This window comes from Aequorivita todarodis, from assembly GCF_028561335.1.
Lineage (GTDB): Bacteria > Bacteroidota > Bacteroidia > Flavobacteriales > Flavobacteriaceae > Aequorivita > Aequorivita todarodis.
On the sequence record NZ_JAQQTG010000003.1, the window covers coordinates 61,588 to 73,974 of the forward strand.

The following is a 12,387-nucleotide window of genomic DNA, read 5'->3' on the forward strand; positions in this document are numbered from 1 at the left end:
GATATTATGGCAGATTCTTCACAAAGAAAAGTTCAGATCTTCACATCCTACGCTCACGAAGATGAGGACCTTAAAAACGAAATGGACAAATACCTTAAGGTATTAAAACGCTCCGGAAAAATCGACGCTTGGAACGATAGGGCTCTTATTGCGGGCCAGGAATGGAATGATTCCATCATGAACGAATTGCGGAAGGCAGATGTAATTTTGCTCCTAATCAGTGTGGACTTTAATGCTTCAGACTTTATTTGGGACAAAGAGTTGGCAGAAGCCATGCGCCGCCACGAAGCGGGCGAGGCTTATGTAGTGCCCATTATTCTTAGAAACTGCAAATGGACCTCTTTGCCTTATGCAAAATTGCAGGCTTTGCCCCGCAATGCCCGTCCAATCTTGGACTACCCAGATCGGGATGCTGCGTTTACGGAAGTGGCAGACGGGATCGAGCGGCTCGTTGACCATATTTTGGCAAAATAATTTGCTGTATGAGTATAGTAGTTATTTAAACTAACCAATAAAATTTTTTAAAATGGCAACCAATCAGTCAGAAGTATCCACAGATACAATAAACATCTATTTTTTAGCGGCACCGGAGGATGAACAACAGTGTATTGCCGTAAAAAAATATCTTGGCCCTGTAATAAGAAATTCAAAACGGCCCATTGAAATTGAAAGCGATTTTGAAATTCCGCCAGGGCAGGATGTAAAGCAATACAAAGAGAAATTGTATCAGGCAGATATTGTACTCGCTTTTATAAGTGCCGATTTTATCAACGATGATGAAACGTATCTGCGCACGCAAAAAGTGATAGAACGGTACAACAGAAACGAAACCGTAATGCTCCCTATTTTGGTTCGCAACTGTATGTGGAAATCTACTCCGTTTGTAAACCTGCCATTCTTGCCAAAAAACATCCAACCCCTTAACAACAAGCAATTTTGGAACAGTGAAGACGATGCCTTAACGGCGGTAGTAACCGATATTTATGAGGCCATACAGAATTTCAGCTATGAGGATAAAGAGGAATCTGATTTAGCTGAAGAAAAAGTTTCTGAATTGTTGACCGAGACCCATATTGAAAGAACACCACCAGAACCTGAAACGAATGGGACGGCAAGCGATAATGAGGCACCCCATGTTGAAAAAACAAAGGAAAAAGTAGAAACCAAAAATGTTGCGCAACACCCGCCTAAAGCGAAACCCAAAAACATCCAGAACGTCGCCATGGACGTGGATTGGCGAAAAAGCTACTTCAAGGATGTGCTGTGGAAACGTGCCGTGGCCTTTATTCTGGACAATATAATCACCGCAATTCCTTCCATATTAATAGCCGTTGTATTATGGTCGCTGGTGTCGGTACTTATTACTGATGCGGAAGATGTTTCTGATACCGAGTTTACTTTTATTACCCTTTTCAGCTTTTTCTTCTACTTTATTATTTGTGCCATTTTCGAATCTTCCAAATATCGGGGCACTTTTGGCAAACAGATTATGAAACTGGAAATTACAGATAGAAATGGGCATCGGGTTTCTTTTCTTAAAGCCTTTGTGCGAAATATTTTCCGAATGCTTACAGCCATTTCCTATCTTTTGGTAATTCCTTTTATCCTTCAAATTTTCACATTTCTTAAAACCAAAAAATTCTTTCACGATCAAATCTCATATACGGTAGTGGGTGAAAAGATGAAGCGGTAAAAGATTTCTGAAATAAGCTTTTTTTCAACAGTATTTATTCGAAAAACAGAATAATTTTTAGAGGAATGGGAGCGAAAGAAATCTCTGCGGTGGAATATTTACCGCAAGCAGCGGATGCCAAGAAAATTCTAAAACAATTTTAGCTGTGGATTTTTAAGTTGCAAAAAATGTGAATTGTCCAAAGGTTCAATTTCCCTATTTTTCAAATATTTCTTTTTTGCGATTGCCATCGTGTCCTTCACTTGTTCGCTGATGGTTCCCTCGCCTTTTATGCGTCTTCCCCAATGGCTGTCGTTGAGGTTTCCGCCGTGGCATTCCGCTATTTGGTTTAAGATCCGTTCCGCTTTGTCGGGAATGGTTTTGTGTGCCCAATCCTTAAAGATCTCCGCAATTTGCCCATTCAAACGGACAATGGTATAACCAACATCCTGCGCCCCGAGTTCCGCAACTTTTTTTACCAAAGGAAGAATTTCGTGGCTATTGAGTGATGGAATTATAGGCGCCATCATTACCCGAACGGGAATGCCGTTTTCTGAAAGCGTTTCCACGGTTTTGAGCCGTTGTTTGATGCTTGTCGTGCGAGGCTCCAGCAACCGCCGCGTATCTTCGGAAAGGGAAGTGATGGAAATATTTGCCGAAATAAGGTTCAGCTCTGCCATTTCCTTCAAAATATCGAGATCGCGAAGAATCAGCGAATTTTTGGTAATGATGCCCGTGGGGTGTTTCCATTTCAGCATTACTTTTAGGCATTTTCGGGTGATTTCAAGTTTGCGTTCCAGCGGCTGATAACAATCCGTATTTCCTGAAAAAACGATAGTGTTTCCCTGCCAGTTCTTTGAAGTGATCTTTTCTTCCAAAAGTTGCGGCGCATTTCTTTTAAAAAGAATATTTCTTTCAAAATCCAATCCTGCTCCATAGCCCCAATATTCGTGGCTATTTCGGGCGTAGCAATACACACAGCCGTGTTCGCAACCTTGGTACGGATTTGCAGAAAAACCCATCCCAACATCGGGGCTTTCCACTTTGTTTACAAATGTTTTTGGAAAAACTTCAATATAGTTTGTTTTGTTTTTATCTGCTTGTTCGCCTTCCGCTTCGCAGAAATTCAAATATTCATTTAGCACTTCGTGGCTGTTTTCGAAGAAACGGTTGTGTACATTTTTTTGGGCGCCGCGGCCTTTTAGGAATTCAGCAGACATAAAAAAACTTTGAAGTTTGGATTTCTTCAAAGTTACTTATTGTTTGGAAATATTCCTATTTTGGAAGGATTATTTCCAAAAACTTAAAATCAGGCTTTGTAAATACCACCCGTTTTGAGCATTTTTACCAACCTGTTTTGATGGATTGTCTGTGTGAAACGTTCGCCGTTTTTATAATAGACACACTCCACGATGCTGTCGTTGTTAACCACCCCGGTCAGCGGGTCTTCTTTTGAAACATATTTGAGTATTTCCATTTTTGGTATATCGTCGTTGCCCTTTATTTTTACCCAATCGCCGGGCTTGAATTTTCGTGTGTTCATACCTTTTCGATTTATTGGTTAAACTTTAAAAATGGCTATTTGTTCTTTTAAGTTTTATACGTTAGGAATGAAGGGAATATAAAAGAAAAGGGGCAGCGTTTGCCCCAGATTTCTTTTGTTGAAACAGATGCTGTTTAGGAAATTTTGATGTTTCGTGGGGGCTTTTGTTTGGCCTCTTCTTTTTTTGGAAGATGGATGCTCAAAATACCCTCGTTATAAGTAGCTTTTATATTGCCATCGTCCACGGTTTCGGGAAGTGTAAAACTTCGTTTGAAGGAAGAATACCCAAATTCCCTGCGGGTGTAGTTTTCCTCTTTTACTTCGTTTTGCTCTTCCACCTCGGTGGATATGGAAAGTACTTGATTGTCAAGATCTATCTGGAAATCGGATTTTTTAAGCCCGGGAACGGCCATTTCCACGGCATATGCATCTGCGGTTTCCTTAATGTTTACTTTGGGAAGGCTCATTCCGGTATTGAAATTTTGCGAGAACACGGAAGGCAAATCCCTGTTTAAAAGATCGTCAATCCAAGAAGACCAAGTTGGAAGGTAGTCAGAACCATTGTTGCGTGTTCGTGTCAAACCTCCATTTTTAGGAACATTTACTAAAGTGCTCATAATAATTAAGATTTAGGTTAAACAATTAATTTTACCTAAATCGGACAAAAGAAATGCCAAACCCAATACACGAATAGAACCCTTGGGAATTTAAAAATTTTTTAACAAAAGAAGCGCAGTATTGTAATTTTAAGTGACAAAATAACCGTCATTTTGACATTTATAAATGACGTTTTTTCAGAAGTGATTATTTTTCAGAATATGATTTTTTGAAATTGAAAAAAACAGTTACCGGTTCACTGCTTTATCAAAAGCTTTTTTCCCGCCCACAACCGGAATTTCAACAGTAGTCTTGTCCAAATCAACGGTAAGTTCCGTTCCCGGATTGGGCAGAATTGTGAATTCACTATCGCTTGAAAAAATCATCAACCCTATTTGTTGCCCTGCCGGAATTACCTGATCGTCGGGAATAAGATTGAAGGAAAGTTCATAAAACTTGCCCGGTTTCAACGGTTCGCTTTCAGAAATGGATTTGGAATTTTGGGGGTCCGCCCAGCCTCGGGTTATTATATTATCGGTAATTTTTGCGTTCTTATCTGTATTCCAAGGCAAGGAAACCATATATACCGATAGGTTTGTCGCAGGTTTGCTACTGGCCAGTTTGATGTGCATTTTTGACAGCCCGGAAAGATGCAAATCTTCCTTTAAAATTGGGGTTACAAACAGCAATCTGTTTTTGGAGGTTGAAAGTTGCGCAAGTTTTTCCGCGGAAAAATTATAATCATCAATCAAGGTTTGGGTGCCTTGTTTTTTGGTTTTTTCAACAGTCAGCATTCCTTCGTTTTTTGAAGTTGCCTTTAAGTGAAGCGTAACGTTTTCAGCGTCCGGATTTGGATAATCTGCGTAGGGCGTAGGGTTGTCGTTTTTATCGTTTTCGCGGACAATCCACGCTTTTGGTCCTTTATCGATATCATTCTCAATTCCGAATAGATATTTCGTAAACCATTTATTCATCATAGAAAATGGCGGTGGCCCACCGTGGCCGTATTGATGGTAATAGATTTTTACGGGTAGTCCCATCGCTTCCGCAGCTTTGTAAATTCGGTAACTGTGCTCAGGCATTACGTTCCAATCGTTAAACCCGTGCGACATAAACAGGGCGGCTTTCATTGGTTTCATATCGTTCAGATAATCGCGGCCTGCCCAAAATTCGTTGTAATCGCCGGTCTTTCTATCAATGCCATTTTTTATTTCAGTATCGCGGTAAATGGAATCTCCGTAAGCGCGTTTGGTTTCGTCGCCGCTGTTTATGAAATCGTAAAGCACATCAACGTCTTCACCCAAATATCCGCCGGGCGAGCGAACCAATCCGTTTGAACGGTAATAGTGGTAATAGGAAGTATTTGGCGCGATGGGAATAATTGCTTCAAGCCCTTCAACGCCCGTGGTTGCAGCAGCCAGCGGAATGGTTCCGTTATAGGAAGTTCCCGTCATCCCAACTTTTCCGGTGGTCCAATAGGCTTTCACCTCTTCGTTCCCGTCAGGGGTTGTGTAGCCTTTTGCGCGGCCGTTCAGCCAATCGATCACCGCTTTTGGCGCGAGGGATTCATTATCGCCGCCTACGGTTGGGGAGCCTTGCGAAAGTCCCGTTCCGGGAGAGGAGGAATGCACCACAATATAACCGCGCGGCACCCAAGTTTTAATTTGGGAATTTGAAATGATGGGGCGTTCCCCAAGCCTTTTTACCGAAGGATGCACAATTTCCTTTTCTTCCGCTCCCAGTTCGTGGTGCACATCGTGAAAGGCACCTTCCACTTCGGGAGCAACGCCCGCAAAATAAGGGCTGGATTCATAAACCACGGGAAGTTTCAAGCCATCCTCTGTTTGTTTGGGTCTTGTAACGTCCACGTGCATGCGGTCTGGTTTGCCATCGCCGTCCGTGTCAAAAGTGGTTTCAACCCACAGATCTGTTCTAATCCAATCGTTTTGATTTTCAAAAGCGGATACAATTTGGGCCTCGCCGTCCTTAAACCACGGTTCGGCTTTTTCTTGGGCCAGTAAGGAAAAGTTTAATAGAATTAAAGCAATTAATAGGAAGTACTTTTTCATAATCGTTACAATATAGTTTCTGAAAGGAAGCCTATAAAGTTAAGAAACTTACTGAGCGCTTTTGATTTTTACGCGGAACAATTTAAAATTAGAAATACAATTTTACCATCATTGGTTTGTCATTGCTTTCCGCTTGCACCAAAATATCCGATCCATTCAAGAGAATTCCGAATCGCACTGCGAGTTGGGCATTAAAAATGTCTGGGTATAAAACCTTGTCATATCTAAAAGCACCGGTTTTATAAACTTTTAAGGCATAGAGCCGCGGCCCTTCCGTGAGTTCTATTTGATTGTTTTTTAAAAGCTTCAAATCTGAAGCTGCATTTACGAAATAATAGGAAACATCGTTTTTAACCGTTGCCGAATATGAAAAAAACGGAATGTTGTCCAACGACCAAGCTTTCTGTTTCTTGTTGATGTTTTTTGCCCAATTTAATCCGCCATCGTTGCTTATGTTGAAGCTAATGATGTCTTCATAAACTCGTTTTGCGTTCACATTATCGTCTGAAATATACATTTCAAACTCTTCTGCATTCACTGTAATATCGCCATTTTCCAACATAAAGATGCTACGGTATGAAAGGAAAGAATTTATTTTTTCCTTCACCTTTCCATATTTTTCCAACATAAATTCTTCCGAAAAGGGTTGGAATGATTCCGAAAGTTTTGATGAAGATTTCTTATCTAAATTTATCCGTACGGTGCCGTCATATCGAGTTGCCGTGCCGGATAGTTCAAAAAATCTTTCGGTTCCGTTTTCGGTATAAAGCCCCACTGCGGCCAATTTGTCGCCCTTTGTTGCCAATTGGAGCGAACGGATAATGTTGTAGCTTTCAATAGGAACAACAGCTTGGTTTTTTGAAACGGCGTCCGCTTTAAAAAGGACAAAATAATAGTTGGGCGTGTCTCTTTTTTCCAAGTCCCTATCGTCTGTATTGAAAACCCTTCCCAAAAAATAGACCGTGCCGGCATTGTCCAAAACCATGTTTTGGTATTCCAAAGGCAACTTTTTATTCCCTGTTTCATTGAGGGAAATTATATTCTCAAATTCGTATTCGTAAACTTTTTCGAAATCTTTGTTGAAGGTAATAACAAGCAATGCATCGCCATCTTTTGATTTTGTGAAAAGATTGAGCGTTATAAAATCTCCATTCTCAGAGGCCAAAATATCGCCCAGGTTGTTATGGTGGTGCAGATTGTATTCGGGTTCGCTGCGAATCCCGAAATGGTCATATTTGTCAAGCCTATTGCGGTCAAGCGAGTAGATCTTCTTTTCGCTAAAATTGAAATCGTCTTTTGAAGAGGTCAACGTAGCAAAGGCATATTCCTTTTCTTTATAATTATATTGAAACTGTAATAAAACCACCGAATCCTCGGTTAAAAACAGCCCTTTAATTTCGTTTCGGTTTACTTCAACTGTGGTTCTTTTCAGCAGCTTCAGGTCCTTGCTGTAATGCTCAATATAATATCCTTTCGGGTTTGAAATGCTGGAATAGTAATTTCTTACCGTAAAGATATCGCCATTAGCGTCTTCCTTAGCAAACAGCAGTGAAGTCTTGTATTTTTCATCTTTAAAAATTTCACTTGCAGCAACCTTTAGCGTGTCCTTCTGTGCATAGGTTAGGGTGCTGAAAAAAATAAAAAATAAAAGAAAGCCATTTTTCATCATCTTGGGTTATTTTAATAATTAGCCTTTCCCATAAAAAGAAAGGCTAATTACATGCGTTTTCAACTTTATAAAAATTTAAGATTCCTAAAACCGGGAAAAGGGCTTATTAAATATTAATTTTAAGAAACTGTTTTTTCGATTTTTTTCTTCCCACAAAAACCATTTCCCTGCCATCCAAGGTGGTATTGGTTCCTTGGCTTACAAAAAATGGCACTTCGGAGTCTTTATCGCCTAAAATACTCGTATAGGAATATTTGCCATCGGCATCTATTTTTATGGCAAACAATGATTTTCCTTCCTTAAATTCCAACCGATCATTACTGAGGGTTCTTATTTTATCGGAACAGTTTATAAATAAATAAGTATCGTCATTCACAATGGTTGAGGCAAAGGAAAGATATTCCGTTTGTGCGCCTGAAGTTGCCTGCCTTTTGTTGATATTTCGGGCCCAGACCAATTTGCCTTCCTCACTGATCTTAACAGTAACAATATCGTCAAAATGATAGGTAATTTTAGTGTTCATTCCCCCGTTGGGAGACATCATGGTGTGCTGGGTAATATAAAATTCTTCCGCATTTAGCACAATATCGCCATTTGGGGTAAGGTGTTTGCTCCTTAAGGTTAGGTTTCTAAGCTCTTTGTCTTTTACCTTTCCATACTTATCATTTATAAATTCTTCTGAAAAGGGTATAAACGATTTTTGCGTAATATTTAAGGAAGTAGGATCCAGATTGAAACGACAGACCCCTTTATACCGGTAATCATTTTTTTCGGAATAAAAGCCCGCACAGCTTATGGAATTCTCGCTACGCAAAGTGAAGAGTGATCCCACAAAATTAGCATCAGTCTTGAAACTGGCTTGGGTTTCCCCACTTTCGTTTATTTTATGAAGTTCATAGTGATAGTTTGCCTTTCCGTCCTTTTTGGTCTTTCGGGATTCGTTCTCGAAAACCTTTCCCAATAGGAAAATGTCTCCAGTAGTATCGTCCACGTCCACATTTTCATAAATGAAGAATTTGTCCTTAATATCTCTTTTGAATTCCTTTTGGAAAACTTGGTCCAGGTTTTTATCAAACACATAGAGCAGTTGGGTTTGCGACTCTTTATCCTTTATATCGAAATTGACGGCAAAGAAGTTTTTGTTTTTTGAAAATGTAACTTCCCCAAAGGCTCCTCGATCCATTTGGCTCCAGCCATTGTCAATAAAGAAGATACCGATGCCGACGCCAAAATAGCGTTTCACATCGGCTTCGGGCAGGGAAAAGAGGGTTTTTGGGGAAAATTGAAGGTCGGACAGCGTTGATTCCAAGACATTGAATTTTAAAATTTCGGCATCTTTGTCATAGGCCGTTTCCATAATATAGACCATGTCCCGGTCTATCATCAAACCTTGGAAGTCATTATCCTTTCTTTCAATTTCGGTTTCCTTTAAAAGTTTTAGATTTTTATCGTAATGCTCAATATAATATCCCTTGGGCATTTTCATAAAACCGCCAAAATATACGCGTACGGTTACAAAACCGCCTTGGCCGTCACCTTCGGAATACAAAAGCTCGGTATGTTTTTTATCATCCTTGAAAACCTCGCTTTGGTTTGATTCTATTGAAATTTTCTGGGAATGTGCCGTGAAGGCGCATGCTAAAAAAAGAAGGGCAAAAATTTTTCTCATTATTTAAATTGTTTAGGTTTTTACGGGCTGTAAAATACAAAAGCAAATTAAATATTTAAGAAAAAATTACCTGCCGGGAAATTCCGCTTTTCGCTTTTCAAGAAACGCCTGCGTGCCTTCCTTAAAATCCTCAGTACCAAAGCAGTTGCCGAATTCCTCAATTTCCACTTCAAATCCGTTTTCGCCATCTTCAAAGTTTGCATTGATGGCCCTAATGGCCGAAGCGATAGCGACGGAAGAATTTTTCATGATTTTTCCCGCAATTTTTCCCGCAAATTCCAGCAATTCTTCGGGAGTTGTTACGTGGTTTACCAAACCGTATTGCAGCGCTTGGTTGGCATCAATCATTCCGGCGGTCATGATCATTTCCATCGCGCGGCCTTTTCCCACCAATTGCGGCAAACGCTGTGTGCCGCCGTAGCCGGGAATTACGCCCAGTGAAACTTCGGGCAGCCCCATTTTTGCGTTGTCTGAAGCAATGCGGAAGTGTGCCGCCATGGCCAGTTCCAGTCCGCCGCCGAGGGCAAAACCGTTTACGGCGGCAATTACGGGCTTTGAAAAATTCGCCACAAAATCGAACAGTAATTCCTGTCCCTTTGCGGCAAGTTTTCCCCCTTCTTCTACTGAAAAATCTGCAAATTCGCTAATATCTGCACCAGCAACAAAGGCTTTTTCGCCGCTTCCGGTGATAATCACAACTTTTGTTTTTGACGAATCTTCGGCTTCTTCGAATGCATCGTGCAATTCCTGTATGGTTTCACGGTTCAAAGCGTTCAATTTTGAAGGGCGATTTATGGTTATGGTGGTTATACCATTTTCGGTTTCGGAAAGTATGTTTTGAAATTTCATAGATTAATTTTTTATTCAAAGTTTTTTTGCTACGAATGAACTAAATTTTAATAGGTCTCGACTGCGCTCGACCTGACATTTATTTGTGAATTCGTGGCTTATCTACAAAGCTACTAAAAACCTTAAAGCATTGCGGGAAACGAAACTTTAAAAGTGGTTTTTTCTTCGGAAGAATGTAGCGTTATTGTTCCGCCGTAGGTTTCAACTATGTTTTTTACCATTCCCAGACCAAGCCCCATGCCGCTATTTTTGGTGGTAAACTGTGGTTCAAAAATACAGGATTTGTTTTCCTCGGGAACACCAATGCCATTGTCGGTGACCAAAATATGCACAAAGGCCCCTTCGGTTTTTAACAAGACATCAATTCGTGGTTCGGCGGGATTTTTTTGTTCAATGGATTGGATACTGTTTTTAACCAAATTGGTAATTACGCGGATCAGTTGGGTGCGGTCAAAACGCGCACGTACTTCCTCTTCTTCTGAAAAGAAATAGATATAGTCCTCGTTAAAAATATCGAGTGCCAGCTTGCTTATTTTTACTACATTCAACGTTTCGTCCTGCTGTGCGGGCATTTTTGCGTAGGTTGAAAAGGCCGATGAAATAGAGCTCAGGGTATCAATCTGCTGAAGTAATGTATTGGTGAATTCGGCCATTTTGCTGTCTATTTCGGGATCTTCACGATCAAATTTTCGCTGAAAGCTTTGCACTGTTAGACGCATGGGCGTAAGTGGGTTTTTAATTTCGTGCGCCACTTGTTTTGCCATTTCGCGCCAGGCCGTTTCGCGCTCACTGGCGGCGAGTTGGGCGGCGCTGTTCTCCAGCTCATCGATCATGCCGTTGTATGAATTTACAAGCAGGGAAATTTCCTGTGGCGTGTCGCTGATATGTATTTTCTTGTTTCGGGTATCAAATCGGGTTTCGGAAAGTTTCTCGCTAATTTCCTTTAGCGAACGTGTGATATATTTTGAAAGAAAATAGGAAATCGCAATGGCGGCCATCAACATAAGGAAGTATGCAATGCCCAATCTATAAAGGTATTCGGTAAGTTCCTTGGTAATGAAACCGTCATCTTCAATGTAGGGCAGATTGAGGATCGCCAATGGCTTGAAATAGCTGTCGGTAATGTAAGTGTAGGAGGATTGGTACTTCTGTCCGCCTTCCTCAAACTCCTTTATATAACTTTTTGTAGGGGAATTTTGGAGCATTTTCAACGCAAAATCAGGCATTTTCGGAGACACGGTATCCTTAAAGAAAGAAGGCTTTGATGATTTCAGAAGATTTCCGTCAAGGTCATACAGGAAAATCTCAAGGCTATGGATGTCTTTTATTTCGTAGATTTTATCTTTAAATATCAACGGAATCTGGGCCGTTTCAACAGGATAGGTTGTGGTCTTTAAAATGTAATTGATGTTTTCGCGAATGGCGGCTTCCTTGCGCAACAAACGGTCGCGGTGGTAGTCCTGTGCCTCTTCTTTGTACTGATATACGGTAACAATAGCAATGAGGACCGAAGCTCCCAAAACCAAAAGGAACATAGAAAGAAAAATACGGGTACGAAGTGATTTTTTGTAAAAGTACATTTACATGCTTTTGAAGAAAGAAAGATAGCAATAATCGAACCTAAAAAGAAAAATTCCAAATAAAAAACCTGCCTGTCGTGCTTTTGGCAGGCAGGTCCCAAATTCCAAAAAAGTGAAGTTATTTCTCCCGTATCCGCTTATAAATTTTATAGCCCATCATAAGCAATATGGCAAAGAGGATTATGCCCACGGTGCCGTAAATCCAGTTGGTGCCATTTTTAAGAATCACCAAAAACACCACGACGAAAAGGATGATGGTGGGCACCTCGTTAAAAAGCCGCATATAGTTGGAGGTATATTTTACAGCGCCCCGTTGCAACTGCTTAAATATTTGGTGGCATTTTAAGTGATATATGATCAGTACGAACACGAACGCCAATTTTACCTGCATCCAAGCGTCGGCCAAAAAGAAGGTGCGCATAAAGAGCAACCAAAAGCCGAAAATCAGGGCGAAAATCATACTCGGCCACGTAATGATGTTCCAAAGGCGGGAGGCCATGATCTTTAGCTGTTCGCCCAAAATTTCCCTGTCTGGCGAGGGTTTTTGCGAAGCTTCAATCTGATACACAAAAAGCCGGACAATGTAAAAAAGCCCCGCAAACCAAGTGATGATAAAGATGAGGTGTAGGGATTTTATGTAGGGGTAGTATTGTTCCATGAACAGCTCTGTTTTGTAAAAACTTGGCCGTAAAGATACCTAATAATTCAAAATATGGACTGACAGTATATTGAAGCTGAA

General features: G+C 40.6%; 11 protein-coding genes. 2 read left to right on the plus strand and 9 right to left on the minus strand.

Going from position 1 to position 12,387, the window contains the following annotated elements; translation table 11 throughout:
• Nucleotides 1–6: 6 nt before the first annotated feature.
• Both POV26_RS01600 and POV26_RS01605 read left to right on the plus strand, forming a co-directional pair.
• Complete coding sequence (locus POV26_RS01600) at nt 7–474, plus strand: toll/interleukin-1 receptor domain-containing protein (protein ID WP_272854744.1); 468 nt, start codon at nt 7–9, stop codon at nt 472–474.
• A 52-nt stretch (nt 475–526) separates the two neighbouring features.
• Nucleotides 527–1,693, plus strand: coding sequence for an RDD family protein (locus POV26_RS01605; RefSeq protein WP_272854745.1), 1,167 nt, complete (start codon nt 527–529; stop codon nt 1,691–1,693).
• A gap of 128 nt (nt 1,694–1,821) precedes the next feature.
• Here the strand turns inward: POV26_RS01605 and POV26_RS01610 are convergent, their stop codons facing one another.
• The 9 genes from POV26_RS01610 to POV26_RS01650 form a co-directional block, all read right to left on the minus strand.
• Entirely contained in the window at nt 1,822–2,892 is a 1,071-nt protein-coding gene (locus POV26_RS01610) for a PA0069 family radical SAM protein (RefSeq protein WP_272854769.1), read from the minus strand.
• Between the two features lie 89 nt (nt 2,893–2,981).
• Complete coding sequence (locus tag POV26_RS01615) at nt 2,982–3,215, minus strand: hypothetical protein (RefSeq protein ID WP_272854746.1); 234 nt, start codon at nt 3,213–3,215, stop codon at nt 2,982–2,984.
• Nucleotides 3,216–3,349: 134 nt separating this feature from the next.
• On the minus strand, nt 3,350–3,832 hold the full coding sequence (locus POV26_RS01620) for an Hsp20/alpha crystallin family protein (RefSeq protein WP_272854747.1): 483 nt from the start codon (nt 3,830–3,832) through the stop codon (nt 3,350–3,352).
• 228 nt (nt 3,833–4,060) lie between these two features.
• Nucleotides 4,061–5,881, minus strand: a complete 1,821-nt coding sequence (locus tag POV26_RS01625; protein WP_272854748.1) for a Xaa-Pro dipeptidyl-peptidase — start codon at nt 5,879–5,881, stop codon at nt 4,061–4,063.
• An 88-nt stretch (nt 5,882–5,969) separates the two neighbouring features.
• Entirely contained in the window at nt 5,970–7,550 is a 1,581-nt protein-coding gene (locus tag POV26_RS01630; RefSeq protein WP_272854749.1) for a hypothetical protein, read from the minus strand.
• A 106-nt stretch (nt 7,551–7,656) separates the two neighbouring features.
• The gene (locus POV26_RS01635; RefSeq protein WP_272854750.1) at nt 7,657–9,219 is read right to left on the minus strand and encodes a hypothetical protein; all 1,563 of its coding nucleotides are present in this window, start codon (nt 9,217–9,219) and stop codon (nt 7,657–7,659) included.
• Between the two features lie 66 nt (nt 9,220–9,285).
• A complete protein-coding gene (locus POV26_RS01640) occupies nt 9,286–10,068 on the minus strand; it encodes an enoyl-CoA hydratase/isomerase family protein (protein WP_272854751.1) in 783 nt (260 codons plus the stop codon).
• Nucleotides 10,069–10,190: 122 nt separating this feature from the next.
• Nucleotides 10,191–11,648, minus strand: coding sequence for a sensor histidine kinase (locus POV26_RS01645; RefSeq protein ID WP_272854752.1), 1,458 nt, complete (start codon nt 11,646–11,648; stop codon nt 10,191–10,193).
• Nucleotides 11,649–11,766: 118 nt separating this feature from the next.
• Nucleotides 11,767–12,306 (minus strand): CopD family protein, encoded by a 540-nt coding sequence (locus POV26_RS01650; RefSeq protein WP_272854753.1) that lies wholly within the window; start codon nt 12,304–12,306, stop codon nt 11,767–11,769.
• Nucleotides 12,307–12,387 lie beyond the last annotated feature (81 nt).